We start from the raw sequence: 25,645 nt of genomic DNA, 5'->3' as shown, positions 1-25,645 counted from the left end.
GCTCAGCCCCACGGCCCGGCAGGCTGCCGGGACCGCCCCGTATCCAGGAGTGGAAGACGTGACGGAAGACGCACAGAAGTCAGAAGACGGCACCCGGACCCACCCGGCCCCGCGGCTCCCGGCCGCCGCGACTCGCCCCGATCCCCGCAGCGCGGCCGGAAGTACCCGCCGCAGCGTCCTGCGGGGCGGCGTACTGGCCGCGGCCGTGGCCAGTCTGGAACTGCTTGGACAGTCCTCGGTCATTCCGTCGAGGAACACCGCGCTCGCAGCAGCGGGCGGGGGCGGCGGCGGGGCCGGCCAGGTAGCCGCCCTCCCCGACATCCAGTTCGACATCGCGGACTTCATCGCACCGGTCACCGACGTCGACGGGGTCCAAGTCCAGCTGGGCCCCGTGCACACGCTGTTCGTGACCGCCCGCCTGCTGCGGCCACCCACCCGCATCGACCAGGTCAAGCTCACCGGGGCGCTGGCCGCCATCGAGCGCGCGTACCCCTTCAGCCCCTCGGGCGTGTTCACGTTCCTCGCGTACGGCCTTCCGTACTTCCAGCGGTTACCCGGGGGTCTGCAGGGCCATCCGGTCTCCGCGCACATGCCGCGCCTGCGCTCGGCGGCGCACCGGTACGCCCTGGAGGAAGCGGTGCCGGGCCCCACGGACGTGTCCCCCGCCAACAGCGGCATCGTCAAACGCAAGTTCCACGTGCCGGTGGCGATCGAGGGCAACGACCTGCTGCTCACCCTGCGCAGCGACCACGCCGCCAACATCCAGGACGTACTCGGGTGGCTCGGCGGGAGTCAGACCCTCGCCGGCCGTCCCCAGCCCTCACCGCCCCTCTCCGACCTCCTGTCCTTCACCTCCGCCCGGGCGATGTTCACCCAGATCGGACTGCCCAGGAAGCTGGCGGACGACGCGTCGCCCCCCTACGCGTTCATGGTCAATCCGCGGTCGCCGATGTGGATGGGCTTCGCGGACCAGCAGACCGCCGGAACCGCCGCCGCCGACGCCGTCACCTTCCGTGCGAGCGGCCTCACCACGGCGAAGCCGGGCTCCTACTTCGACTCCGGCGCCGTCCAGCACCTCTCGCACGTCCTCATGGACCTCCAGCAGTTCTACGACGTCGACGACGCCGGTGTGCCAGGAGACGACGCCTCGTTCACCGAACGCGTCCAGTACATGTTCCGTTCCACGCCGCCGCCTTCGCAGGGGAACGCCGACCAGATCACCGACGGCGGAGGTCCTGCGTTCCTGCCGAACAGCTTCCAGGGCACCGACGACGCCCTGCTGAGCGCCCAGGGCCGGGGCACCCCGGACGGGGAGCGCCGGATCGGCCACCTCTCCTGCCTGCAGCGGTCGTCACGCACGGCCGACGGGAAGCCGCTGCACGTCCGCATGGACGGGCCCGGTTACAGCACCATGGACGTGCCGGACGGGTCCCTCCAGCCCAAGCTGGAGTTCACGGTGTTCGTCCCGACCGCCGACTTCTTCGCCACGATGCGCACACATCAGGCCTCGCTCGACCTGGCGGCGGCCCACGGTGTCCCCGAGGAGGAGAACGGGCTGGAGCGGTTCCTGACGGCAACTCGGCGGCAGAACTTCCTGACGCCGCCGCGTCGCCACCGGGCGTTCCCCCTCGTCGAATTCCTCTGAGGCCCGGCTCGTCGCTTCGTGCCGGCGTCGACGCGAGGAGGAAGTCGGCACGAAGCGACCGAGGTCGACGGCGGGTGACCGGCGTGACCGCCTGCGGCCGGGCCGCCGCTACGCGCGCGCGGCCCGCGCCTCCCGGCTCCCGGTGCCGCGCGACAACCGGCCGTGCAGAGCGGGACCGCCGACGGTCACCAGCACGAACAGGAACCCGGCGGTGATCAGAGCCGGTTCGGGGAACCACAGGCCTGCGAGCCAGTCGACGACCAGGGCCACGGCCACGAGGAGCACCTTCGCCGCCACCAGACCGAAGAACAGGCCGCGGTCCACCGGGGTGCGCCCGGCGCGGGCGAGACGGCGGCCTACGAAGCGTCCGGCCACGCTGACACAGAGCACCACCACGAGGACGCGCAGTGCGTGCTCCCACGCGGGCGTGTCCCCGCCGAGGGCCCAGACACCGCCCACGGCCGCTCCTGCGGCGGCGTAGGCGAGCATGCGCGCGGGCCGGGCCGACCGCACAGGCGCCCCGGCTCGGCTCGGCCGGGAGCACACTCGGGTGCTGTAGACAGACATGTCTCGCCTTTCATTACAGAAAGCAAGCACTGGCTACAAATACAGACAAAACAACTTGCACTCTGAGTGTCATATCTTCGGCGGTGAATCGTCAAGCCCCGACCTCTGCGACGCGGCCGGATCCGAGCGATGGCCCAGTCGGGTGGCACCGCCGCCCCGCAAGCCTCCGCGACGGAAAGTCCCTGGTAGACGTGGTCCATGGCGCCACAGTTGCGGACATTGGACGCCCAGGAATGGGACACCTGGTACCGGACCCTGGAACGGGCCTTCGGCGGCCCGCCCACGCCCCCGGAGGCGCGCGAGCTGTGGGAGGACCTGACCGAACACGACCGGTCCATCGGCGCCTGGGACGGCGACGCGTGCGTGGGTACCGCCGGAGCCTTCTCCTTGCGCCTGTCGGTACCGGGCGCGGCCCCGGTCGACACGGCCGGGGTGACGATGGTGAGCGTGGCCGCCACGCACCGCAGGCAGGGGCTGATGACGGCGATGATGCGACGCCAGCTGGACGACGTCCGCGAACGGGGTGAACCTCTGGCGGCCCTGGTGGCGTCCGAGCCCGGCATCTACGGCCGCTTCGGCTACGGCATGGCCACGCAGCAGCTGTCGGCGACGATCGACACGGCGCGCGTACGCCTGGAGGTGCCGGCCGGCCCCGGCAGGGACGGGGTGCACCTGCGGTACGCCGATCCGCTGTCCGCCCTGCCGGCCTGCGAAGCGGTGTACGCGGACCAGGTGGCCGGCCGCCCGGGCATGCCGGCCCGCGCACCCGGGTGGGAGCGCCTGGCCGTGCTGGCACCCCAGGGCGGCGGCCGGGACGGCGGCTCACCGCTCCAGTGCGTCGTCGCCGAGCGGGACGGGGCGACGGTCGGGTACGCCCGGTTCCACAACACACCGCAGTGGGACGTCTCGGGCCCACGCGGCACGATCGTGCTGCGCGACCTCGAAGCCCGGGATCCGGCCGCGTACGCGGCACTGTGGCGCTTCCTCTTCGGGATCGATCTGACCTCGACGCTCGTGGCGCAGAACCGCCCGGCGGACGATGCCTGGCAGCACCTCGTCTCCGACATCCGCCGATGCGAAAGGCAGCTGCGGGACGGGCTGTTCGTCCGGCTGGTGGATGTGGGCGCCGCGCTCGGAGCCCGCACCTACCGCGTCCCCGTCGACGTCGTCCTGGAGATCGAGGATTCCTTCTGCCCCTGGAACGGGGGCCGTTGGCGGCTCGCGGGGGACCAAGGGGGCGCCTCGTGCACGCGTACCCGCGCGGCTGCCGATGTGACCCTGTCGGTGCGGGCGTTGGCCTCCGCCTACCTGGGCGGCGTCCCGCTGACCGCCCTCGCACGGGCCGGGCGGGCCGGTGAGCTGAGCGGGGGAACGCTCGAACGGGCCTCACTGGCCTTCGGCAACGAAGCCGCCCCCTGGCTGCCGCACTCCTTCTAGGCCGCCTGCCGGAGCGACCGCCGATCCGGGCGGGGAGCCATGGCTCGGCGGCCGGTACGGCGTCGAGTCCTGCCTCGAACCACGTGGCTTCGACTCGCCTGACGTCACCGATCGAGCGCACGGTTCGCCATGGCCGCGGAGTACCCCTCCGCTGCTGCGACAAGCGGGAACTCCGTCCAGACGGTCTTGCCGTCCCGGGTGTAGCGGGTGCCCCATCGTTCGGTGAGCTGGGCCACCAGAAAGAGACCGCGCCCGCCCTCGTCGGTGGTGAGTGCCCGCCGTAGGTGCGGAGCGGTGCTGCTGCTGTCGGAGACCTCGCAGATCAGGCTGCGATCGCGGATGAGCCGCAGGGTCACCGGCGCGCCGCCGCCGTACCGGTAGGCGTTGGTGACCAGTTCGCTGATGACCAGTTCGGCGGTGAAGGCCAGCTCCTCCAGTCCCCACCCGGTCAGTGTGGCCTCCGCCAGGTGCCGTGCCCGGGCGGCGGCGGTCGGTTCGGCGGGCAGTTCCCAGGAGGCGACCTGCTCCGGCGCCAATACGCGGGTGCGGGCGAGGAGCAGTGCGACGTCATCCGGTGGGTGATCCGGCAGCAGGGCCTCCTGCACCGCCGTGCAGGTCTCCTCCAGCGAGCGGCCGGGCCGGGCCAGGGCTTCCCGCAGCCGCGCGAGTCCCTCGTCGAGGTCGAGGCCACGGGCCTCGACCAGGCCGTCCGTGTACAGCGCCAGCAGGCTTCCTTCGGCGAGTTCCAGTTCGGCGGACTCGAACGGAAGCCCGCCGAGTCCCAGGGGCGGCCCCTCGGGAAGGTCGGGCAGGCTCACCGCGCCGTCGGAGGTCACCACGGCGGGCGGCAGGTGGCCCGCCCGGGCCAGGGTGCAGCGCCGGGAGGTGGGATCGTAGACCGCGTAGAGGCACGTCGCGCCGACGATCTGCCGGCCCCGCGAGCTTCCGTCGGCAGGCTCCTGCTCATCTGCCAGGCGGTTGACGAGGTCGTCCAGGTGGGAGAGGACCTCGTCCGGGGCGTAGTCGAGGCCGGCCAGGGTGTGCACGGCCGTACGCAGGCGGCCCATGGTGGCCGCGGCGTGCAGACCGTGGCCGACGACATCGCCGACGACGAGGGCGACGCGTGCTCCGGAAAGAGGGATGACATCGAACCAGTCACCTCCGACGCCGGTGGCGGGATCGGCCGGCAGATAGCGGTGCGCGACCTCGACCGCGCTGCTTTCCGGCAACTCCTGCGGCAGCAGGCTGCGCTGCAAGGTCAGCGCGGCCTGGTGCTGCTGGGTGTAGCGGCGGGCGTTGTCGATGCACAGGGCGGCCCGCGCGGCGAATTCCTCCGCGAGCGTGAGGTCGTCCTCCTCGAACGGCTCGGGCCGCTCGGCCCGCCACAGGCCGAGCAGGCCGAGGAGCAGACCGCGGGCCGTCAGCGGTACGACGATCAGTGAGTGCGCATCCAGGTCGAGGGCGCGCCGTCTGCGCTCATGGTCCTCGAAGTACCAGGCGGGGCTGCTCCGGAGCACCGGTTCGAGGATGGACCGCTGTTCGGCGAGACACCTGGCGTGCGGGGTACGAGGGTCGAAGCGGAAGACCTCTCCGGCGGAGTACATCACCTGCAGCGCCTCTGCCGCGACCGAGTGGACGGCCATTCTGCGGACCTCCGCGGTCTCGTCGCCTCGGGCCACCGACTCCAGAAGATCCACCGAGACGGCGTCCGCGAGGTCGGGGACGGCGACGTCGGCCAGTTCCCGGGTGGTCTGTGCGAGATCCAGTGTGGTCCCGATGCGGGCGCTCGCCCGGTTGAGCAGGGCGAGCCGCCGCCGGGCCCGGTAGCGGTCGGTGACGTCCTCCACCAGTTGGGTGACCCCGAGGACCCCGCCGGAGGGGTCCTCCATCCGAAACGCCGACACCGACACCACCCGCTCGTGGTCGGGGTCGCTCCTCAGGTGACAGGGCTGCTCGGTGAAGATCAGGGGGGCGCCCGTCTCCAGCACCCGTCGCAGCCGGGTTTCGATGGTCTTCACATCCGGACCGATGAGGAAGTCGCCGATGCGCCGGCTCCGGATCTCCGCCGCGGAAAGCTGCGTGAACCGGGCCAGCGCCCGGTTGATCCGCAGGATCCTCAGATCGGGGGCGTGGACGGACAGACCGATCGGGGAGCGCCGGAACAGACCGTCCAGGACCGACCGGTCCGTCTCCCACTGCAGCACCTCCTCGGCCGGGGCGACGACGAGGAACCATTCGCGGGCCGAGCCGGCCCGGATAACGGCGCGGGCCCGGAAACCCAGCTCCACCCGCCGCCCGCTGCGGTGCAGGACGGGCAGGACGCCGGACCAGCCCCGGTCGCGCTCGCACGCGGCCGCTGCGTCCAGGACCGCCTCACGATCACGGGAATCGACCAGGAACTCGACCGCCCTGCGGCCCAGCACCTCATCGGGCAGGTAGCCGAGGTGCTCCTGTGCGCGCTCGCTCCAGCCGACGACCCTGCCGTGGGCGTCCAGTACCGCCGAGGCCGAGTTGTGCAGCGCGAACGGGTCCTCGGGCACTTCGCCCGATCCCGGCACCGGTGCGTCCATCGCTGCCACCCTTCGACCTGCCGAACGGACCGCACAGCGGGCATTGCCCCAGCGACTACCCAGAGTGATCAGAGATCAGGGGGTCGAGCAGTCGGCATACCTTCAGTATCGCCGCGCCGCCGCACGTCGGCAGAGGGTCGCCCACCATGCGCCCCAGTCCGGCGGGTCCAACCCGCCCGGCCCCTGCCCGGCCCCGCCGGTGGGGGCGGGCGGGGGTCGTGGACGGCGCGGATGCCATGCACCGGGGCTGGGGATCCTGACGACATGAATGCCGTCCTCACCGGTCTCGTCGCCGTCTTCGCCACGCTGGCCGGGTCCACCCTCACCTTCTTCTTCCAACGGCATTTCGCCCGGCAGGCGGAACGGTTCGCCCGGGATCAACGGCTGTGGCACGAACGGATCGGCGCTTACAGCGCCTTCGCGGCGGCTCTCACCGACTTCCGCCGGAGCCAGAACGACCGCTGGCACGTGGAACAGGCCGACCCGGACAGCCCTCGGTTCATCAGCGCTCGTGAAGCGTCTTACCAGCGGCGGGCGGACTCGACAGCAGCACTCTGCCGAGTCCACCTCGTCTGCGGCGATTCCGTCTTGATCCAGCTGGCCCAGGAGGCTCTTGACGCCACGACCGGGATTCATGGGGCACAGGACGAACAGGACCGCGCGGAGCGGGGGGAGACGGCACGTCTCGCGCTCGAAAGGTTCCTCACCAGCGCGTCACCGCAGGCTCGCTGACCGCACGATCGACCCGGCCCCGGGGAGCCGAACGCCACGGACTGCCCCCCGGACGGCCTTGGACGAGCTGAGGGCCGGGCCGCCGTCAGCCCTGGGGGGCGGCGGGTTGGGCGTCCTTGGACAGCGGCACCTCTCCGGTGTTGTCGACGTGACGGGCGGCGACCCACACGGCCTGGTCGCGCAGCAGGTACCAGATGCTGTTGCCGTCGATGGGCTGCGCGTGCACCTTGCTGTGCAGACCGACCACGGCGCCGTGGCTCAGATTGCCGACGAGGGAAGAGTCGGTACTCGGATATCTCCGCAGGTTGACGCCGCTGCTGCTGACGACCGTGCCGAACGGCTGAGCTGAACTGGGCACCATGACCTCCAAGGGAATGCCTGAGTGGCGGGACGTGGTCCGGTATGCGGACGGGTTGCTTGCACGGTAGGGCCAATCCCTGTCGGGGAGCCGGAGGCGTGCGGGGCATCACCACGACCGGCGACCGGACATCATTCCGATGGTTGCGCCCCGCGTCGTCGAAGGCTGTTTTCAACGATCCAGCAGAACAATGATGACCGTTCAATCACCCCCTGTAGTGGACCGTCCGGCCACCGAGCACGGCCACGTAGAGCGCGAGCAGCACGGATACGGCTTGCTGCAGGGCCCGATGACCGGCAATCGGGACAGCGGACCCGGTGCGCATGCCGGCCGTCCGGTTGCCGCACTCATTACGGTGCGTGACGATATGAACGGGGCTGCGCGCCGCGGTCCGGGAGGACCCTCCCGTCGGCGGCGGCGGCGTACGTCGAACCATCGGAGGCGCCGAGATGACCACACTCTTCTTCGACATCGGGGCGACCTTGGCGGACGGCCGCGTCGAGGCGGACGGATCCTGGCTGTTGCGCCCTCGCCCCCGGGTCTTGCAGGTGCTCGATGCTTTTGCAGGGGAACCCAAGGGCATCATCTCCGACCCGGGCACCGAACAGGACGCGGTCGCGCAGATCACGCAAGCCCTCCATGAAGCGTTCCCCGGCCGGTTCACGGACGACCGCCTCATTCGCTTCGGCCCCAAGACCAGCCGCGCGATCTTCGACGACGCAGTCGCGAGCACGGGCGGCGCGGCCGACGACTGCGTCTTCGTGGGCGAGGACCACGACGAGCGCGCGTTCGCCCGCACGGCGGGCATGCGTGTCGCACCCCACCCGGTGTTCACCTGGGCGGCCATCGAGAACCGCCCGGTCTTCTGGACGAGGATCGACGTGCCGGAGGGCGGGAGCCTGGGCGTGCTGGAGTCGGTGGCGAACGGCACGGAGGCCGTTCCCGTACATGTCGCCTCCCCTCGGCTCGTGCTCGCCATGACGACCGCACTCGGAATCGAGACGCTCCGACAGGCAGGGTTCACGACCGACGTACGGGGGCAGGTGGAGGACACGGCGGCATTCCTGATCAGGGACGACCGCTCGGTCCCGGTGCCGGAGGCCCTCGCGGGCGCCTCGGAGGAGTCCCGGACGGCGGCCGAAGGGGCGATGCGCGCAGCGGCCGCGTTCTGCTTCGCCTCCGGCGAACTGACCGCATACCCGCGGCAGATCTCCTCGCTCGGGCCGGCGCCCGGCGGTGTCTACGTCGCTGCGCCCGCCGGTGTCCCGGTCGAGGAGGTGCACGCGCAGGGAGCCAAGCCCGGACACACCGAACGGCTGCTCCCGGACCCGGCGCTCCTGTCACGCCCTGGTGAGACGCAGGCCGAGGGGTTCGCCGCGGCCCTGCCAGCCGGATTCAGGGAAACGGGCAATGGTCTTCCCTCCCCCGAAACACTCGCGGCCGTACGCGCGACCGTGACGCCCGAGGCGCTGCGTGCGCACGTGGCACGCATCTCCGGCGTCGAACCGCTGGTCCCGGGCGAGTCACTGAAGATCCGCAGCCGTCACGCGGCGCATGCCGACAACGGTCTCGTCGTGGACGCGCTGGTCCGGCACTTCCAGGATCTGGGACTGGTGGTCAGACGGCACGCGTTCAGGTGGCGGGGACGCCGGTTGTTCAATGTCGAAGCGGAGCACCGCGTCGAGGGGGCCGACTCCGCCGTTCTCATCACGGGACATCTGGATTCGACGGCGGAGAGTGGTGACTTCGTCGATGCGAACGGCGATCCCCGCCCCTACGACCCCTTGGTGGACCCGGCGCCCGGCGCGGACGACGACGGGAGCGGCACCGCGGCGGTCATGGCCGCGGCGGAGTGTCTGCACGCGCTCGTCGCGGAGGGCAGAGCGCCGACGCGTCACGTTCGCTTCGTCCTCTTCAACGCCGAGGAACAGGCGCTCGTCGGCAGCAAGCGCTACGCGCGCGCCGCCGCGGCGGCGGACGACCGTATCGCGGGCGTCTTCCAGATGGACATGATCGCCGGTTTGCAGGACGGCAGCTCGCCCGCGGTGGAGATCCATGCCGGCTCCTCCGTACCCGGGCCGATCGCGGCCGCCTCCGACGCACTCGGTGACCTGGTCGCGCGGACCATCCCCGCCATCGCCGCCGGCTTCGCGATCCAGCAGCTCACCGGACCTGGGGACCCCGCCCTGGGGCGGAGCGACCACGCGAGTTTCCACGAGCGGGGATGGGCGGCCATCGCCGTCTCCGAGGACCTCTTCCGCGCTGACGGCAGCCAGGGGGGAACCGGCACCCGGAAGTACCACACGCCTGGCGACACCCTCCTGGACGAGGACCACGACACGCAGTACGCGGCCGCGATCGCGCGCTCCGTCACCGCGACCGCCCTGACCTTCGCGGGCCTGTAGCCGCACCCGCCGGGCCGCGGCGAGTACCACCGCGGCCCCGGGCCCGCGTAACTGCGTGGACCCCGCGTGCTGGTCGCTCCGGTGATCGCGGCACAGGGCCCGCGCTGTTCCGGGAGGACTCGCGCCGGCTGCCCGGGCCGGTAGATGCACCAGGTGCCCGGCGTCAGGGTGTCGTTGGCCCAGTCCCACCCGGCGAGGGGCGGTCTCACAGCCTCCTCGCCTGCGCCCGCTCGGCGAGCCCGATCACACGGCAGTCCGAAAAACTGTTTCACAATTGACAGTTGTGGGATCGCCGTGACGGGGGCGGTGGATGATGAGCCCGACATGGCCGGAGCCCGTGCACGGATGCGCTCGTGTCCGCAGCCTGCGGGGCGGAGCGGACGGTGGCTGCGGGCTGCCGTGTTCACGCTGCTCAGCTCGGCGTTGGCCGTCGTGGCCCATCGCCTGGTCTCGGAGGACCCGGTGTCCTGGTGGCGGGCGACGGTCGGGGCGCCGGCCGTCTTCGCTCTCGCGTGGCCGGCAGCCCGTCCGTACCTGCCTGGTCGGCATGTTCTTGCGGTGACCGGGCTGGCTCAGCTCCTCCTGCACGGGGCTCTGTCCCTGCAGGGGGACGTACGCCACGGGCACGCCGCAGCACACGACGGTGTGCTGCCGGAGATCGGGCATACCCCACACGACGCGGCGTGGGCCATGACGGCGGCTCATTGCGTGGCCACATGCGTGATGGCTCTGCTCATGCACCGCGCGGATGAGGCGCTGAGCCGTCTGCCGGAGACGGTGGGCCGATGGGCCCAAGCGGCGGTGGCGCTTGCCGTCGCGGCTTTCGGGGCAGGCCGCCGGCCGTGGTTCCGGCCTGGTCTGCGGGCGGTACCCGTTGCGCTCGGCGGGCTTGCCGTACGGCCGGCGGTGATGACCATGCTCTGTCACGCGGTGGTGCGTCGGGGGCCTCCTGCCGGAGGTGCAGGAGACGTTCCCCTGATCCTGGCCGGCTCCTCACCTGCAGGGTGAGGCCCGTGCCGCGTACCGAGAGGGTTTTTCCATCATGAACAGGTCACACACCCGTCTCCCGTTCTCCAGGACGGCCTTTGCGGTCGCCTGCGCCCTGGTGGTCCTGGGCGTGGCTGCCGGGCCGGCCGCCGCGCATGCCGAGGTCACCGCCTCCGATCCGCGCGCGCTCGCCGAGAACGTCACGCTGTCCTTCACCTCCGAGGCGGAGTCGGACACCGCAGGCATCGCGGAGTTGAAGGTGGTGCTCCCGAAGGGCATCGCTCCGGACGCCGTGACGCTCAAGGACGCTCCCAAGGAGTGGAAGCTGACGGCCACCCCGGACGGGTACGCGATCGGGGGCCCGGCCCTGGCGACCGGCACCGATGCCGAGTACAGCATCACCGTCCGCCAGCTGCCCGACGAGAAGTCCCTGGTCTTCAAGACTCTGGAGACCTACGGCGACGGAAAGGTCTCCCGCTGGATCGAGGTGCCCACCGGCGGCGAGAAGGTCGACAACCCGGCTCCCGTGCTCGAACTGAAGGCGGCGGCCCCCGGGGCCAAGCCGATCGCCCCGAGCCCCTCGCCGTCTCCGACGCCGAGCGCCGCCCCGTCCGTCGAGCCGTCGGCGGCGCCGTCCGCTCCCGTCGCGTCCAACGGCGCGCAGGCGACGGGCGAGGCGGAGGCGGGCAACAGCACCGGAGCCGTCGTCGGCGGGGTTGCGGCCGTGCTTCTGCTGGTCGCTGTCGGCACCTTCTGGTGGATGCGTCGCAGCCGTAGCCGATCCTGACCGGCACGATCGGGGTCGGCACGCGGCTCACGCCGTGCGCCGGCCCCGATCGCGTGCGGGTCCCGTGCGTGCTCCTCCTGCGGCGACTACGTGATGCGGACGGTCTCGCGCACGGTGACCTGGTCGATGTCGGTGGTGCGCACGGTGATGTTCAGGGTCCAGACACCGGGCATGGGCAGCCGCAGGTCGTAGGTGGCCCAGTACCCCTTCTGGTTCTTGAGCCTGGCGTCCAGCGGGCCGATTCCGAGGTCGTCCTGGGTGAGGGTGAGTCGGAGTTCGGGGACGGTGGCGAGGCCGCCGTCCGCGGTGAACACGACGGCTTCGACGGTGTTCTCGCCGACGCGTCCCGGCGCCAGCGTGATCTGCACCGCGCCGTGCTGGTTGGCCGTCCCCATGTCGAAGGGGACCGTGACCACCTTCGTCTGAGGCTCCTGAGCCGTGGCCGCCGGGGCCGTGCCGGCGGCGCGGCTGGGCTGGGTTCCGGTGAGCAAGGTCGTGATCGCCAGGACCACGACACCGAGTACGGCCTCGACGGCCACCGTGCGGCGCAGGCTGCGCCGGTATCCGCCGGCCTCGAAGACGGGCGGCTCGATGCCGTCCCCCGGCTCATCCCCGGCGGGCACATCGGACGTACCGCTGTGGTCGGTCGCCCTGGGGGAAGCCGGCGCTCCGACCGTCTGTACGGCACTCACCAGCTCGGGCTCGGGCACCGCCTGCGGTTCCGCGGCCGGTGGCGCCTGGTGAACGAGGCGGGCCGTCCAACGGCGGGAGAAGGACGCCACGCACAGCACGAGAACCACGGCGGCGATCTTCACGGCGAGCGTCCTGCCGTACGACGTGGTGGACATCGCCTCCCACGAGCCGACCTGCCGCCAGGACTGGTACATCCCCGTGCCGGCCAGTACGGCGACGGCGGTGAAAGCCAGGGTGGAAAACCGGCCGATCGCGGACGCCGGGATGTCACGGCTGCCGGGCCCTCGACGCCGGAGGAGGATCGCCAGCGTGATCAGGCCGCCCAGCCAGACCCCCATGGCCAGCAGGTGCAGCACGGCGACCGGAATGGCCAGCGGCACCTGGATGCCGGCGGAGGCGTGTTCCGCCGAGGCCCAGGTGAAGGCCAGGGCCAGGGCGAGAACCGCTCCGCTCAGGCGGACGCCGGCTCCGAGGTCCCTCAGCGGCGATCCGTCGTCGTGACGGTCGAGTCGTACGGCCGACCGCCTCAGCAACACGGCGGCGACCGCGAGCAGGACAAGCCGTGCGATCAGTGCCAGCCCGGGCCTCCCGGTGACGGTCCGGCCCAGCTGAGACAGGTCGAACGCCGAAGTCAGCGCGCCGGCCGTCTCGTACGGGCCGCGCAGCAGCAACAGGGCCACGGTGGACGCCAGTAGTGCCGCCCAGCCGACGGCCAGCACCCTGCGTACGGGGCGGAGCGCGCCTGCGGTGGACCAGCACACGAGGACGAAGGCGGCAGCTCCGACCAGAAGAGCGAGCCCGCTGTAGGCGACGTAACGGAAGAAGCCGTACAGGCGGCCGGCCGTCGTGTCCTCGGGCGAGGCGGTCGCCACCACGGCGGCGGTGCCGGACGGTTGACCGATGGAGAAGACGAACGCGCCCGAGATCGGGTGGCCATCGGCGGAGACGACGCGCCAGGCCACCGTGTAGGTGCCCTGGGGGAGCTTGCCGGACAGCTCTACCCGTGCGGTGTTCTCCTTGCCGTCCGCGTGCTGGGCCGGGCGCGGGTTGGCGCGCTCGTTCTCCGGAGACAGCACTCTCAGTGAGTCGTCGGAGAAGCTGACCGACTCCGTGAAGGTGAGGGTGACCTGTTCCGGAGCCGTCGCGAGGACGCTGCCTTCCGCAGGATCGGAGCCGCTGAGGCCGGCGTGCGCGAAGGCCGGGCCCGCCCCGCCGAGGATCAGGGCGAGCAGGGCGGCGACCAGCGCCAGGACGGTCAGTGACGTCCTCGCGGGGGGTGATCCGGTGTGCATGGACAGTCAGTCTCCGAAGTGGCGGTCGTCGGCGGCGGCACCGCCGCCCGGAACTCGGTCCTGCGGGGGCAGCGGTCGGACGGTAGGGCTCACTGGGGCGACAGGAGGGACTCGGGCAGGGCTGCAGGTCATGACGGGATGTGGACGATAGTGCTGCCGGCCTCAGGAGGGAGCTGGTTAAGCAAGTTCGGCTAAAGGCGGCACGGAAAGGCTCAGCTCGGGGCGCGTTCCTGTATGGAACGGGCGGGGCGGACCGGGCAGCCCCGGCCGCGGCGTTCGTCCGCGCGGGTGAGGCCGATCGCCGGCGCCGTCTTCACTTCGTGGAGGCTGCCGGGGCGGGCCGGTCGACGCGGCTCACCTCGGGCATCGGCGGTGTCGGCCGGTCTCGGCGTCGGCGCAGCCAGACGTACAGCATCAGGCACGGCAGGAGAACCCCGAGGACGGTGAGGGTGAGGAACGCCGTGAAGCTGCTGATGTGGGTCACCAGCCAGCCGAAATTCTGCCCGAAGAAGCCGACCACGAAGGACAGGGGGAGGAACACGCTCGCGAGGATCGTGAGCCGTTCCATCGTGGCGCTCTGCCGAAGGTTGATCTTGTTCTGCTCTACGGAGATCACCGCGATGTTCGCTTCCAGGACGGTGGTCAGGAGGTCGCGTTGGGCGGCGACCTCCTCGTTGACCAGCAGCAGGTGGTCGTGCACGTCACGCATGTACGGCTGGAGCGCGGGCGGCGTCCTGCCGGTCTGCAGCCGCCGCGTGAGTACGGCGAGCAGCGGGTGCACGGCCCGGTAGAAGTCGGTGGCCTCGCGGCGCAGGGAGTAGATCCGTTCAGTCGGGGCGACCGCCCCGGAGAACACCGTGGCTTCGATCTGCTCGATGTCACGCTCAAGTTCGCCGACGACCGGCGCGTAGCTGTCGACGACCTGGTCGAGGATCGCCCACAGCGTGGAGGCGCTGCCGGTCTTGAGCAGTTCGGGGCGGCTTTCGAGCCGGCTGCGGGCTTCGTGCAGCTCGCTCGCGATGCCCTGGCGAACGGTGATCACGAAGTGGTCGGCGAGGAAGATGCTGATCTCGCCGGTGTCGATCTCCTCCCGGTCGTCGTCGTAGCGTGCCGTGCGCAGGATGATCAGCTCGGTGCCGTCCTCGTACTGCTCGGCCTTCGGTCGCAGGTGGAAGGCCGAGGCGTCCTCGACGGCGAGCTCGTGCAGTCCGAAGATCTCGCGGACCCGGTCCAGCTCCTCGGGACCCGGTTCGAAGATGCCGAGCCAGACGAATCCGCCTTGCCGGCAGCGTGCGGCCGCCTGTTCCAGTGGCATCGCGCCCTCGTCCTGTCGACGCCCGTCGCGGTAATGTGCGCAGTCGACGATCATGGTCTTCCTCCTCACGGCCGACCGATGTGCGCCGCCTCGTGCCCGCCGGGGCGTGGCGCGCCGTACAGGCCTCACAGCAATAGATGCTCCTCCGACTCGGCAGAGATGTCCTCGCAGCCGGCCCCGATGGCTGCCCTCCCCGGTCGATTTCGCTGGTCACGAGGTCGTGAGGGGGTCGGCCCGGGTGGGTCCACGGAAGGCTCAGGGGGCCAGCTCCCGCAGGTCCAGCGGAATCCTCCAGACGTTGCGGCGGTGCACGGATTCCAGCTCGGCCTGGAGTGGGGACGGCGGAACCGCCAGGACGGGGCAGGCGGCGTGCGCGACGCAGTAGCGGGCCACCGAGGGGCGGACGAGGCGGCGCCACACCGTACGGGATCCCGTGCCGACCACCAGGAGGTCCTCCGGGTCGCGGGCGGTGTCCACCAGCGCCGCGCCCGGGGTGGCCCGTACCGTGAGGCCCGCGAGGCTGACACCTGGATGCACGGCACCGAAGGCCGTGTCGAGGACCTCGCGCAGTCTTTCGACGGCCGCGGCGCGGCATTGCGCCAGAGCAGCGGGCGCGAGGCAGTTGCGGCTCCCGAGTTCGCCACCCGGCGGCTGCCAGGCCAGGACGGCCCACAGCTCGGCATCACGCAACCGGGCCTCTGCGGCGGCCTTGTGCAATGCGGCCAGACTCCCCGGGGTGCCCGTGGCACCGACCACGACTTTTCGCACGGCCTCTTCCCTCTCCTCGGCGTTCACCGGTTCCTATGGAAGGGCCTCGGCAGGGGACGAGGACGGGATGTTGACGGCTTTCTCACGCGGAGGTCCCCACCCCATACGGAACCCTGATGCCGCCCCGGTCCGGGGGCCGTCAGCGATCCGTATGGACTTGGTCCGTCGCCGTCAAGGTCCCGTCATGGGGCGGCCGCAGGTGTGTGCGGGCGGGGATAGCTTCGTTGTCGCGCCCTGGACTGCCTCCCCGCATCCGGGGCCTCAACCGTCACTCGTGGTTCCTCTGGGAGGGCCTCATGTGTTTGTTCCAGTACGAAGACGACCCGGAGCCTGAAGAACGTGTCCCGGCCGGGCCGCTGTACGTGCCGGTCCTGCCGGGAAGGGCGGAGGTGGTGGTGCGCCTGTTCCGCACCCCGCTGGGAGCGCGTACCGCTGTGGGCTTCACCAGTGGGGAGCGGCTGGCCGCGACGCTCGGCGCCGGCCAGCGCTGGATCCGGCTCTCCGAGTCCGCGCTCCGCGCGATGGCCGAACCGATCGGGGCATCGCTGCTGACCGTCGACCCGACCCTCACCGCACCTGCGGTGACCGGGGCGGCTGCCGGGGCGGCCACGGGGGCGGTCACCTCTCCCGTCCCGCAGGCCCCCGGGACCGTTGCCCGGACCGTCTGAAGGGAACCGCACCATGACCATCGCCTCCCTCTCGGAGATTCCGGCCGGTGCCGGTGAACTGTCCGTGTGGCCCGCCTCCACGACCCGGCTCCCGCACGGGGACGTGGCCGTCGGCGGGGTGTCCCTGGTGGAGATCGCCGACCGGTTCGACACCCCGGCCTACGTTCTGGACGAGGGTGAGGTCCGCGAGCGGTGCCGTACCTACCGCGCGGCTCTCCCCGAGGCCGACGTCCTCTACGCCGCCAAGGCCTTCCTCTCCCGCGCGATGGTGCGCTGGGTGGAGGAGGAGGGACTGGGCCTGGACGTCTGCTCGGCCGGAGAGCTGGAGCTCGCCGTCACCGCCGGGTTCCCGCCCGAGCGGATCGTGCTGCACGGCAACGCGAAGTCGCCCCGGGACATCGGGGCGGCTCTGCGGCTCGGGGTCGGCCGCATCGTCATCGACGGGCCGTCCGAGATCGCCCGGATCGCGGCCGCCGTCGGGCCGGACGGGCACCAGAAGGTGATGGTGCGGGTGGTGCCGGGCGTCTCGGCCGGGGGCCACGAGAAGATCCGCACCGGTACGGAGGACCAGAAGTTCGGCCTCTCGCCCACCGATGGATCGGCGCAGGACGCCATCGCGCGCATACTCGGCCAGCCTCAGCTCGAACTGACCGGCCTGCACTGCCACATCGGCTCCCAGATCACCGAGGTGGAGCCCTACCTCGTCGCCCTGCGCAGGATGGTCGGGCTGATGGCCCGCGTCCGTGACGCGCACGGCATCATCCTGCCCGAGCTGGACATGGGCGGCGGCCACGGCATCGCCTACCGGCCGGGCGAGTCCGCCCTCGACCTCACCGCCCTCGCCCGCGGCCTCCGCGCCGAGCTCGGCGAAAGCTGCGCCGACGCGGGCCTGACCGTGCCCCGACTCGTCATCGAACCGGGGCGTGCCCTGGCCGGTCCTGCCGGGGTCGCCCTGTATCGCGTGCTCGCCGTCAAGCACACCGGCGGGAAGGTGTTCGTCGCCGTGGACGGCGGGATGAGCGACAATCCGCGGCCCGCCCTGTACGGGGTGCGCTACGCACCCCGCCTGATCGGCCGGCACTCCACTGCCGGCGCCTGCACGGCCACGGTCGTCGGCCGGCACTGCGAGGCCGGGGACGTCCTCGCGGCCGATGTGGAACTGCCGGGCGACATCCACCCCGGTGACCTGCTCGCCGTACCAGTGGCGGGCGCGTACCAGCTGTCCATGGCTTCCGGTTACAACATGGTGGGGCGTCCGCCGGTGGTCGCCGTCCACGAGGGCGCGTCGCGGGTGCTGGTCCGGCGCGAGACGCTGGAGGACTTCCGCAGCCGGGACATCGGCGGTTAGGCCGTCCCTTCATGGCCGGTAGACGAGCTCGATCACGATCGCGGCCATCACTCCCCAGACGCCGATGCCGAGCAGCCACAGGGCATCGAGGACGGCGCCTGTGGCGATGAGGGGCAGGCCGGCCGCCGCGAGGGCGAGTACGGTCCGGCGGATGCCGCGGTCGGCGCGCGAGCGAGTGGTCACATCAGTGAGAATCCCGCCGGACTCTCGTCATGGCGAGGGTCCGGCGGGATTCCTGTCGGCGTTTTGACGCGGCTGGTTCAGCCGGCGTGGACGTGGGGGCGGCGGGTCCGGTCCGGTTCGGCTTCCCGGATGACCTCGCGGGTGACGGGGGCGACCTCGCCCTGCCCGAAGAGGAAGAAGCGGAGGAAGTTGGCCATCGGGTTGCCCTCGGTCCACTCGAAGTAGATGTGCGGGCGCTGGCCGGTCTCGTCCCGGACGTGGAGCAGAAAAGCCGCGAGGGCGTTGGGGATGCTGGAGCTCTCCAGGGTCAGGACGCGGTAGCGGTCGTGCAGCACCTCGCCGCGTACGCGCATGCCGGATTCGAACTCGGACGCGTCCAGGACGGTGACCTCGACGAACATCACGTCGTCCCCGGCGGGGATGTCGTTGTCCGCGCGGATCTGTTCCTTCTTCTGCCGGTACTCCTCGCGGTCCCGGTTGTCGGGCTCGTTGGCGATGAACCGGATCGTGCGGTTGGCGGTGTCGCGGATGAACCGCTGGGCCATGTCGTCGAACTCCACGTGCGTGACGCGCAGCTCGAAGACGCGGGCGAGACGGGAGAGAAGGGAGAGCGCCATGATGCCGGCGATGAAGCAGGCTCCGATCTTCACGCCGTCGGGGCGTTCGACGATGTTGACCGCGGTCGTGTAGATGAAGACGGCGGAGATGATGGCGAAGCCGATGGTCCAGCCGCGCTCCCCCGCCCGGCGGGCGGCGATGGTCACGGCGACCGCGGCCGAGGTGATCAGGACGAGGACACCGGTGGCGTACGCGCCGCCCTGGGCGTCGACGTCGGCGTCGAAGATCCAGGTGACCAGGAACGCGACGAGGGTGAACACGATGACCATCGGCCGCAGGGCGCGGGCCCAGTGCGGGGCCATGCCGTAGCGGGGCAGGTAGCGCGGCATCAGGTTCAGCAGGCCCGCCATCGCGGAGGAGCCGGCGAACCACAGGATCAGGATCGTGGAGATGTCGTAGACCGTGCCGAAGGCCGATCCCAGGTACTCGTGCGCCAGGTAGGCGAGCGCTCGGCCGTTGGCCTCGCCGCCCGGCTCGAACTGGGCGGCCGGGATCAGCAGTGTGGTGATGAGGCTGGAGCAGATCAGGAAGATGCTCATGATGACGGCGGCCGTGGTCAGCAGCTTCTTGGCGCCGCGGATCCGGCCGGCGGGCTTCTCCTCGGTGTCCGCGGGATCGCCCTGCACGTGCGGCATGACCGCCACCCCGGTCTCGAAGCCGGAGAGGCCGAGTGCGAGCTTCGGGAACACGACGAGGGCGATGGCGATCATCATGAAAACGTTGCCGTGCTCGGCGGTCAGCGCGGTCGTCCAGTCGGTGATGACCTGCGGTTCGGCGAACACGTGCCACAGCCCCACCGCCACCACGATCACGTTCAGCCCGAGGTAGGTGACGACCAGGACCACGGCAACACCGATGGCCTCGCTGAACCCCTTGAGGAAGACGGCCCCGAGGAGCGCGATCATGATGAGGGTGATCAGCACCTCGTTGCCGTGCAGGGTGCTGGTGAGGTGCGGGTTCTCCACCAGGTGCGCGGTCGCGTCGGCGGCGGAAAGGGTGATGGTGATGAGGAAGTCGGTGGCCGCGAACCCGAGCAGGGTCAGGACGAAGAGCTTCCCCTTCCAGAAGGTGAGCAGCCGCTCCAGCATGGCGATGGAGCCCTCGCCGTGCGGGCTCTCCTCGGCCACCCGCCGGTAGACGGGCAGCGCGCCGAACAGGGTGAGGAGGACCAGCACGATGGTCGCCAGCGGCGACAGCAACCCGGCCGCGAGGAACGCGATACCGGGCTGATAGCCGAGGGTGGAGAAGTAGTCGAGACCCGTCAGACACATGACCCGCCACCACGGCCGGCCGTGGGGCTGGGCCGCCGCCTCCTTGGCGGCGGGCGAACTGTTCTCGGCGGTCAAGCCTTCCAGCATCCACGCGCGCAGGCGTGACGTGCGGGCAGGGGTGGCCATCGTGGGGTGCTCCTGTCGTACGGCAAAGAATCAGCCATCGACAACGACGGCTGAGCAAGCGTACGCAGGCTGATCCTTTATGCACGCGAGTGAGCAAACCCTGACGTGTCCTTAACGCATACAGGGCCACCTGTGGCGTAACGGACCTGCTCCCCTTGCACCTGGAACCCCACCTGGCGGGACCGCGTCAGGTGCAGCCGACGGCGTCCGCTGTCCGCCGTGCTGACGCCGTTCGGTCGGATCTCAGGGGCGGGCGGCGCCCCCGAGCAGGGTGAGCGCGGCCTCGCGCAGGCGGGCGTCGGTGCCGGCCGTACGGCGGCCGGTGATGCCGGAGCGGAACAGGGCGGACCCCTCCATGAGCATGACGAACACCTCGGCCCTGTGCTGGGCTTCGGCGGCGCTCAGGCCCGGCGCGTGCTCCCGGACGAACGCGGCCACGTGCGTGACGTACTGGTCGTAGAAGACGCGGACCGCCGCGGCCGCTTCCTCGTCGTGCGCGGCCAGTGCCCACACCTCGGTGAACAGCAGTACCAGGCGCGGGTCGTCGTGGTCGGAGAGGACGGCGTCGAGCAGGGCCTCGCGGCCGGTGCCGTGCGTGGGCGCGGCGGTGAGGGCGGTGACCCGTTCCAAGGACGAGGCGAGGATGCGGTCGAGGAGCGCCGACAGGAGGGCGGCACGGGCCGGAAAGTAGTACTGGAGGTGGCCCAGCCGGACACCGGCTTCCTCGGCGACCGCCCGCAGGGTCAGTTCGGACCTTCCGGAGCTGGTGAGGACGCGCTCGGCCGCGTCGAGGAGGGCCGTACGCCGCTGGCGGCCCTTGGAGGTCGGTCCGGCTGCGGCGCTCATGCGGCGGCCTGCGTTCCGGCCCGGCCGTGGCCCGTACCGGCGGCGGCGTCCTCGTCGTAGGAAAGGCCGACGCCGTGTGCGGCGAGCAGCTCGACCGCGCGGGCGGGATCCGGGTGCTGCTCGGGGAAGACCACGCCCCGGGGGGCCGGGGAGCCGTCGGTGCCGAGGACGCGGCGCAGGCCTGCGACGGCCCCGACCGCCGTCAGGTGGTGCTGGCCGAGCGGGTCGGTGACGGTCGCGGTGCGCGTGCGCCCGCGATGGGTGACGTCCACGCGCAGCCGGGCCGTTCCGCCGTCGCCCGGCGAGTGGAGCAGGGCCCGGCGCGCGGGGGCCCAGCGTTCCCCGTCGGCCCAGCGGAAGAATCCCGTACCCCGCAGCGCGAGGAGCGCCCGGGTCGCGGCCGGGGAGCTGAACCCGATGCGGGTGGCCGCCGTGGCGGTGCCGAGGGTCAGCGGCAGGGTGAACTGTTCCGGGGTGTCGATGCGCGCGACGCGTACGGGTGTTCCCCCGATGCGTACCGTACGGGACTCCGTCATCGGGGAGGCGAGCCGGCGTCGCCCGCCGTCCACCACCTCGAACGCCACGCCCAGCCGGTCCATGAACTCGACGGAGTCCGTCCCGGCCCGGTCTGCCATGTCCCACCGCACGGCGATCTCCACCTGCTCGGCGCCGCCCAGTTCCTCGGCCAGCGCGGCCGCCACCAGGCTGCTGACGCCGCCCATCCAGGCGGAGGACAGCAGGACCGGGGCGGCCGGCCGGAGCAGGGCGGCGACGGTGACGGCCCGCTGCAGGCGGCCCGTCCACCGGGTGATGTCGACGTAGGGCACGCCGGCGGCCGCGGCGGCGTGCAGCACCCGGTCCTCGGGGTCGTTGACCGAGCTGATGACAGCCCGGACGCCCGCCCGGAAGGGGGCGGGGTCCGCCAGGTCCCAGGCGCGCACCTCGCCCCCGACTTCGGCGGCGAGCGCCTCGCCCCGGCCGGGGTTGCGGCCGGTGAGCAGGGTCGGGGTGTCCACGGCCAGGATGCGGGCGATCTCGGCGCCCACGGTGCCGTATCCGCCGGTGATCAGTACGGGGCCGGAGGGGTCCGGGCGCAGCTCGTCGTGCGGTTCGGTGATCATGACCAAATTCTAGGTCAGGTGACCTAAAAATGCGATTCCGCGTGCACCCGTGTCCGGTACTCGCACCGGCCCGGCCCGGCGGCGCCCCCGCCGGCTCGGCCCCACTCACGCCTCGAAGCGGTACCCCAGGCCGGAGACCGTGATCAGGTGGCGCGGGTGCGACGGGTCCGCTTCCAGCTTCCGCCGCAGGTGAGCCATGTACACCCGCAGGTAGTTGGTCTGCGATGCCCTGGAGGAACCCCACACCTCCTGGAGCAGCCGCCGCTGGCTGACGAGCCGGCCCCGGTTGCGGATCAGGACTTCCAGCACATGCCATTCCGTCGGCGTGAGCCTGATGTTCTTCCCTCTGCGCCTCGCCTTCTTCGCGAGGAGGTCGACGCTGAACTCCTCCGTCTCCACGACCTCTTCGTCCGCGGCGACCGGATCCTGCAGGAGGGCGCGGCGGGTGACGGCTCCCAGCCGGGCCAGCAACTCGTCCATGCTGAAGGGCTTGGTGAGGTAGTCGTCGGCACCGGCGTCCAGGGCCTGGATCTTCTCCTGGGAACCGTGGCGGGCGGACAGCACCAGGATGGGCACCTGCGAGCGCTCCCGCAGGCGCCTGATCACATCGATCCCGTCCATGTCCGGCAGGCCCAGGTCGAGCAGAACCACGTCCGGACGGCGCCCCGCAGCGGACTCCAGGGCCGCTCCCCCGTCCGGGGCGGATGCGACGTCGTACTTCCGCGCCTTCAGACTGATCACCAGAGACCGCACCAGCTGCGGTTCGTCATCCACCACCAGCACCCGGGTCATCGGCGTGCCGCCTTCCTGTCGTACGTCGTGACGGAGCGGTCGCGGACCGGTCCACCATGGGCCGCCCGCGCCCACCGGACACGGGTGCGGTGCTCGGACGGAACACTCTCCCGATGAAACAGCGGTTTCCCGGCGGCCAGGGCACGCCTTGACAACGTCCATACGGCCGGCGGCCCGACCTTGACGACTCCCGTACGGAACCCCTGGCTACGGAAGCGAGGTGGGCTCGGCGTCCCGCCGGACCGGTATCGGCAGCCGGGCGAGTGTCTGTCCGTCGCCGGACGGGGGAAGGGCGACGATGCTCAGCTCGGCCACGACCGCCCCGTCGTCATGACTGCCGGGTGGCAGGTCCAGCAGGAGGTGGTAGTCGCAGGACCCGCCGTCCGGGACCTCGATGGGGTACTCACCGGTGCCGGGTCCGACCTGATACCCGTGGCCGGTGAGATCGTCCACGGACGGCGTGAGCTGCTTGACGAACCGCACCTGCCCGCCTCCGGGCATCGCGACCCGCAGGGCGAGGTCGCGGGCGAATGCCTGGCGGGTCCGGGCGATGAGCGAGGTCAGCTCCCCCGTGAGTTGCGACGTGGGCTCCGAGGGATCCCTGACGATGTCCAACGTGCCGGACAGCGCCGTGGTGATGGATCTGATCGTGGCCACCTCCCAGTCGGTGCCGATGCCGCGCACGTGGCAGGAGAAGCGGCCGGCGCACGAGGCGAGCACGGCCGGCAGCTCTTCGGGGCCCTCGGCCGTGGCTGTCAGGTCCATGAGGAGGATCGCGGTGCGCACGGCGTCGCCGTGCGCGGCCAGCAGCCGGCCGGCGAGCCGCAACCATCTGCCGAAGGCGACCGCCCCGATCGGCTCCAGCCCGGCCAGCGCGGCGCGCGCCTCGGCCTTGGTCTCCGCGTTCGCCCGGACCAGGCGCATGGTGTCGGGGTAGAGCATCCGGGCATGGTCCGAGCCCGCCACGACGGCGAAGGAAGCGCCCTCGTCCAGGCCGTCGATGGCGGTGCCGACCGCAGCCGTCACGGCGCGGAAGTCCGCTTCGGGGAGCCCTTCGGAGAGCCCGAGCAGGAAGACCAGCGCGCGGGGCGCCGCGGCCGCCGTGTCGTCGGGGGCTGCGCCCGCACCCGTCACCGTGACGATCGCGTCGACCTCGGCCGCCTCCGGGTGAAGAGGCTCGTCGTAGTACGCCTCCATGGTGAAACCGGAGACGGGAGGGGCCGGCGCCGGGCGACCGGCGTACGCGTACCTGGGGTCCGGTCCGGAGGGGGAAGCGGACGCCGGGACCTGTCGCGGCACGGAGAGCCGCGCGCCGGTACGCCGGGAGGTCAGGTCCCTGAGCCGGTCGGCGACGGCCCCGGCGTAGTCCGGGCGGTCACCGGGGTCCTTCGAGAGCAACACGGAGACGAACCGGTCGAGCTCGACGGGGACGCCGGGCCGCAGAGAGGCCAGCCGTGGGGGTGGTGTGTGGATGTGATCCATCATCACGACCCGGAGGTCTCCGTGTGTCGTGAACGGCGGCTTCCCGGTGAGCAGGGCGAACAGGACGCAGCCGAGGGCGTACAGGTCGGCCCGGCCGTCGACCCGCCGGCCCTGGCACTGTTCGGGCGCCATGTAGTCGGGCGTCCCGATCAGGCTGCCCTCCCGGGTCAGGCCGGAGTCGGCATGGACGAACCCCGCGATCCCGAAGTCGCACACCTTCACCCGGCCGCCGGCGACCAGCATGAGATTGGCGGGCTTGATGTCCCGATGGACGACATCCGCCCGGTGGGCGTACGAGAGCGCGTCGGCCACTTGCGCGGCCAGGTCCACAGCCCGGTGCACGGGCAGCCCGGACGTCTGCGCCTGCAGCACCGCGCCCAGATTCCGCCCGTCGAGCAGCTCCATCACCAGGTGGAGCTGTCCGTCCTGTGCACCGCTGTCGAAGACCTGCGTGATACCCGCGTGCTGGAGCCGCGCCGTGACCTGGGCCTCGCGGTGGAACCGGTCCACGACCTGGCCGTCGGCCAGGTGCGGGGGAAGGAACTTGATCGCGACCTTGCGATCGAGCCGGGGATCGTGGGCCCGCCACACCTCACCCATCCCGCCGCGTCCGAGCAGTGCCTCCAGCCGGTACCGGCCGCCGATGTACATCCCCGCGACGTTCAAGGCCCCCCGCATCCCGCCCGATCCCCCGGGCCCGGCCCTCGCCGGCCCTACGGGATCCGCCGCCGCATCCTACTGAGCGACTCCTCCCCCGTGGGGAACCGGCGCCGGCCGGCCGTGCCTGCGCCGCAACCTCGCCGTCTACGGCCTCGGGCAAAGGACGATCCGCCCGGCTTCCGCCACGATGCGGAAGCGGAGGCGGCAGATGACTGCGTCGGTGTCGCGCCGGACAGCGTGGGCGACGACGGAGCCGCGCCGGTTCTGGAGCAGCCGCTGCCACAGGTGCGCGGGTTCGGTCTCCGGGATGAGGACGGTGACCTGGGCGTCCGGGCAGGTCTGCGCGAGCTTGCGCACGTACGCCGATACGGGGCGGCCCAGCGAGCGGGTGTCCGAGGAGAGTTCGATCAGCTCGACGCCCGGATTCCACAACTCCCAGTCCCGGCGGAGGGCTTCGGCGGCCTGCCGGTCCTCGGCCGTGGGGTGGGTGACGGTGACGGCGAGGACCTCGTCGCCGAGGGAGCGGGCGGCGGTGAGGCCTGGCAGGTCAGGCGGGACAGACCGGAGACGGGAACGACGACGAGCGAGTGGGCCCGGTGGGGCGGCTGCGGGATGCGGCCGAGCTCCAGGCGCTCGCCGATCCGAGCGTAGGCTCGGTGGACCTTCTCGAAGGCGAGGACGGTCAACGGCAGGGCGAGGACGATCAGCCAGGCGCCCTCGGTGAACTTGGTGGCGGTGACGACCACCGCGGAGACGCCGGTCAGCAGCGCGCCGAAGCCGTTGAGGGCGGCCTTGGTCTGCCAGCCCCCGGGGCGCTCGCCGTACCAGTGCCGGACCATGCCGACCTGGCAGATGGTGAAGCCGACGAAGACGCCGATTGCGAAGAGCGGGACGAGGGTGTTGGTGTCGCCGCCGGAGAAGACGAGCAGGGCGGCGGACACGAGCGCCAGCCAGACCACGCCGTGGCGGTGGAC

Annotated in this window: 19 protein-coding genes and 1 pseudogene; 7 read left to right on the top strand and 13 right to left on the bottom strand. The window is 71.6% G+C overall.

Annotated elements, in window-relative coordinates:
• The first annotated feature begins 58 nt into the window (after positions 1-58).
• Positions 59-1,645, top strand: a complete 1,587-nt coding sequence (locus ACZ4YL_RS40455; protein ID WP_468123442.1) for a DUF7405 family protein — start codon at positions 59-61, stop codon at positions 1,643-1,645.
• 108 nt (positions 1,646-1,753) lie between these two features.
• Here ACZ4YL_RS40455 and ACZ4YL_RS40450 read toward each other — a convergent pair whose 3' ends face one another.
• Entirely contained in the window at positions 1,754-2,134 is a 381-nt protein-coding gene (locus tag ACZ4YL_RS40450) for a hypothetical protein (RefSeq protein ID WP_468123440.1), read from the bottom strand.
• 276 nt (positions 2,135-2,410) lie between these two features.
• Here ACZ4YL_RS40450 and ACZ4YL_RS40445 point away from each other — a divergent pair, with 276 nt between their 5' ends.
• On the top strand, positions 2,411-3,649 hold the full coding sequence (locus ACZ4YL_RS40445) for a GNAT family N-acetyltransferase (RefSeq protein ID WP_468123439.1): 1,239 nt from the start codon (positions 2,411-2,413) through the stop codon (positions 3,647-3,649).
• A gap of 104 nt (positions 3,650-3,753) precedes the next feature.
• Here ACZ4YL_RS40445 and ACZ4YL_RS40440 read toward each other — a convergent pair whose 3' ends face one another.
• The gene (locus ACZ4YL_RS40440) at positions 3,754-6,219 is read right to left on the bottom strand and encodes a SpoIIE family protein phosphatase (RefSeq protein WP_468123437.1); all 2,466 of its coding nucleotides are present in this window, start codon (positions 6,217-6,219) and stop codon (positions 3,754-3,756) included.
• Between the two features lie 264 nt (positions 6,220-6,483).
• Here ACZ4YL_RS40440 and ACZ4YL_RS40435 point away from each other — a divergent pair, with 264 nt between their 5' ends.
• Positions 6,484-6,951: a hypothetical protein gene (locus ACZ4YL_RS40435; protein ID WP_468123436.1), complete on the top strand. Its 468-nt coding sequence runs from the start codon at positions 6,484-6,486 to the stop codon at positions 6,949-6,951.
• An 85-nt stretch (positions 6,952-7,036) separates the two neighbouring features.
• Here ACZ4YL_RS40435 and ACZ4YL_RS40430 read toward each other — a convergent pair whose 3' ends face one another.
• Positions 7,037-7,312, bottom strand: coding sequence for an SH3 domain-containing protein (locus tag ACZ4YL_RS40430; RefSeq protein WP_468123435.1), 276 nt, complete (start codon positions 7,310-7,312; stop codon positions 7,037-7,039).
• 446 nt (positions 7,313-7,758) lie between these two features.
• On the opposite strand from ACZ4YL_RS40430, the gene ACZ4YL_RS40425 reads away from it, so the two are divergent.
• Both ACZ4YL_RS40425 and ACZ4YL_RS40420 read left to right on the top strand, forming a co-directional pair.
• Complete coding sequence (locus tag ACZ4YL_RS40425) at positions 7,759-9,714, top strand: M28 family peptidase (protein ID WP_468123434.1); 1,956 nt, start codon at positions 7,759-7,761, stop codon at positions 9,712-9,714.
• Positions 9,715-10,756: 1,042 nt separating this feature from the next.
• Positions 10,757-11,488, top strand: coding sequence for a DUF1775 domain-containing protein (locus ACZ4YL_RS40420; RefSeq protein ID WP_468123432.1), 732 nt, complete (start codon positions 10,757-10,759; stop codon positions 11,486-11,488).
• Between the two features lie 86 nt (positions 11,489-11,574).
• Here the strand turns inward: ACZ4YL_RS40420 and ACZ4YL_RS40415 are convergent, their stop codons facing one another.
• The 3 genes from ACZ4YL_RS40415 to ACZ4YL_RS40405 all read right to left on the bottom strand — a co-directional run bounded on the left by ACZ4YL_RS40415 (position 11,575) and on the right by ACZ4YL_RS40405 (position 15,556).
• A complete protein-coding gene (locus ACZ4YL_RS40415) occupies positions 11,575-13,473 on the bottom strand; it encodes a copper resistance CopC/CopD family protein (protein WP_468123431.1) in 1,899 nt (632 codons plus the stop codon).
• A gap of 313 nt (positions 13,474-13,786) precedes the next feature.
• Complete coding sequence (locus ACZ4YL_RS40410; protein WP_468123429.1) at positions 13,787-14,842, bottom strand: magnesium and cobalt transport protein CorA; 1,056 nt, start codon at positions 14,840-14,842, stop codon at positions 13,787-13,789.
• Positions 14,843-15,043: 201 nt separating this feature from the next.
• Positions 15,044-15,556 carry a universal stress protein gene (locus ACZ4YL_RS40405; protein WP_468123427.1) on the bottom strand — a complete coding sequence of 171 codons (513 nt, stop codon included), beginning with the start codon at positions 15,554-15,556 and terminating at the stop codon, positions 15,044-15,046.
• Between the two features lie 296 nt (positions 15,557-15,852).
• Here ACZ4YL_RS40405 and ACZ4YL_RS40400 point away from each other — a divergent pair, with 296 nt between their 5' ends.
• Together ACZ4YL_RS40400 and lysA are read left to right on the top strand one after the other, a co-directional pair.
• Entirely contained in the window at positions 15,853-16,224 is a 372-nt protein-coding gene (locus tag ACZ4YL_RS40400) for an SAV_915 family protein (RefSeq protein ID WP_468123425.1), read from the top strand.
• Between the two features lie 13 nt (positions 16,225-16,237).
• The gene (gene lysA, locus ACZ4YL_RS40395; RefSeq protein WP_468123423.1) at positions 16,238-17,572 is read left to right on the top strand and encodes a diaminopimelate decarboxylase; all 1,335 of its coding nucleotides are present in this window, start codon (positions 16,238-16,240) and stop codon (positions 17,570-17,572) included.
• Positions 17,573-17,581: 9 nt separating this feature from the next.
• Here the strand turns inward: lysA and ACZ4YL_RS40390 are convergent, their stop codons facing one another.
• The 7 genes and pseudogenes from ACZ4YL_RS40390 to ACZ4YL_RS40360 all read right to left on the bottom strand — a co-directional run.
• A complete protein-coding gene (locus ACZ4YL_RS40390; protein ID WP_468123421.1) occupies positions 17,582-17,755 on the bottom strand; it encodes a hypothetical protein in 174 nt (57 codons plus the stop codon).
• A 77-nt stretch (positions 17,756-17,832) separates the two neighbouring features.
• Positions 17,833-19,770, bottom strand: coding sequence for an APC family permease (locus tag ACZ4YL_RS40385; protein ID WP_468123419.1), 1,938 nt, complete (start codon positions 19,768-19,770; stop codon positions 17,833-17,835).
• 243 nt (positions 19,771-20,013) lie between these two features.
• On the bottom strand, positions 20,014-20,616 hold the full coding sequence (locus ACZ4YL_RS40380) for a TetR family transcriptional regulator (protein WP_468123418.1): 603 nt from the start codon (positions 20,614-20,616) through the stop codon (positions 20,014-20,016).
• Entirely contained in the window at positions 20,613-21,737 is a 1,125-nt protein-coding gene (locus ACZ4YL_RS40375; RefSeq protein ID WP_468123416.1) for a saccharopine dehydrogenase family protein, read from the bottom strand. The genes ACZ4YL_RS40380 and ACZ4YL_RS40375 overlap by 4 nt, the downstream gene beginning before the upstream one ends.
• A gap of 105 nt (positions 21,738-21,842) precedes the next feature.
• Complete coding sequence (locus tag ACZ4YL_RS40370; RefSeq protein WP_468123414.1) at positions 21,843-22,529, bottom strand: response regulator; 687 nt, start codon at positions 22,527-22,529, stop codon at positions 21,843-21,845.
• 207 nt (positions 22,530-22,736) lie between these two features.
• Positions 22,737-24,689 carry a protein kinase domain-containing protein gene (locus tag ACZ4YL_RS40365; RefSeq protein ID WP_468123413.1) on the bottom strand — a complete coding sequence of 651 codons (1,953 nt, stop codon included), beginning with the start codon at positions 24,687-24,689 and terminating at the stop codon, positions 22,737-22,739.
• A 126-nt stretch (positions 24,690-24,815) separates the two neighbouring features.
• A pseudogene (locus ACZ4YL_RS40360) lies at positions 24,816-25,645 on the bottom strand (amino acid permease); the annotation flags it as partial.

Source organism: Streptomyces sp. NPDC030021 (genome assembly GCF_055574035.1).
Note: the sequence above shows the minus strand (reverse complement) of the source record. Positions and strands in the feature narration are given on the sequence as shown.

What these genes read in the sequence shown, in the direction of transcription:
- ACZ4YL_RS40445 (WP_468123439.1), top strand. Translation starts at nt 2,411, where the DNA reads ATGGCGCCACAGTTGCGGACATTGGACGCCCAGGAATGGGACACCTGG.
- ACZ4YL_RS40435 (WP_468123436.1), top strand. Translation starts at nt 6,484, where the DNA reads ATGAATGCCGTCCTCACCGGTCTCGTCGCCGTCTTCGCCACGCTGGCC.
- ACZ4YL_RS40375 (WP_468123416.1), bottom strand. Translation starts at nt 21,737, where the DNA reads ATGATCACCGAACCGCACGACGAGCTGCGCCCGGACCCCTCCGGCCCC.
- ACZ4YL_RS40410 (WP_468123429.1), bottom strand. Translation starts at nt 14,842, where the DNA reads ATGATCGTCGACTGCGCACATTACCGCGACGGGCGTCGACAGGACGAG.
- ACZ4YL_RS40430 (WP_468123435.1), bottom strand. Translation starts at nt 7,312, where the DNA reads ATGGTGCCCAGTTCAGCTCAGCCGTTCGGCACGGTCGTCAGCAGCAGC.
- ACZ4YL_RS40415 (WP_468123431.1), bottom strand. Translation starts at nt 13,473, where the DNA reads ATGCACACCGGATCACCCCCCGCGAGGACGTCACTGACCGTCCTGGCG.
- lysA (WP_468123423.1), top strand. Translation starts at nt 16,238, where the DNA reads ATGACCATCGCCTCCCTCTCGGAGATTCCGGCCGGTGCCGGTGAACTG.
- ACZ4YL_RS40400 (WP_468123425.1), top strand. Translation starts at nt 15,853, where the DNA reads ATGTGTTTGTTCCAGTACGAAGACGACCCGGAGCCTGAAGAACGTGTC.
- ACZ4YL_RS40380 (WP_468123418.1), bottom strand. Translation starts at nt 20,616, where the DNA reads ATGAGCGCCGCAGCCGGACCGACCTCCAAGGGCCGCCAGCGGCGTACG.
- ACZ4YL_RS40425 (WP_468123434.1), top strand. Translation starts at nt 7,759, where the DNA reads ATGACCACACTCTTCTTCGACATCGGGGCGACCTTGGCGGACGGCCGC.
- ACZ4YL_RS40440 (WP_468123437.1), bottom strand. Translation starts at nt 6,219, where the DNA reads ATGGACGCACCGGTGCCGGGATCGGGCGAAGTGCCCGAGGACCCGTTC.
- ACZ4YL_RS40385 (WP_468123419.1), bottom strand. Translation starts at nt 19,770, where the DNA reads ATGGCCACCCCTGCCCGCACGTCACGCCTGCGCGCGTGGATGCTGGAA.
- ACZ4YL_RS40420 (WP_468123432.1), top strand. Translation starts at nt 10,757, where the DNA reads ATGAACAGGTCACACACCCGTCTCCCGTTCTCCAGGACGGCCTTTGCG.
- ACZ4YL_RS40365 (WP_468123413.1), bottom strand. Translation starts at nt 24,689, where the DNA reads ATGCGGGGGGCCTTGAACGTCGCGGGGATGTACATCGGCGGCCGGTAC.
- ACZ4YL_RS40370 (WP_468123414.1), bottom strand. Translation starts at nt 22,529, where the DNA reads ATGACCCGGGTGCTGGTGGTGGATGACGAACCGCAGCTGGTGCGGTCT.
- ACZ4YL_RS40450 (WP_468123440.1), bottom strand. Translation starts at nt 2,134, where the DNA reads ATGCTCGCCTACGCCGCCGCAGGAGCGGCCGTGGGCGGTGTCTGGGCC.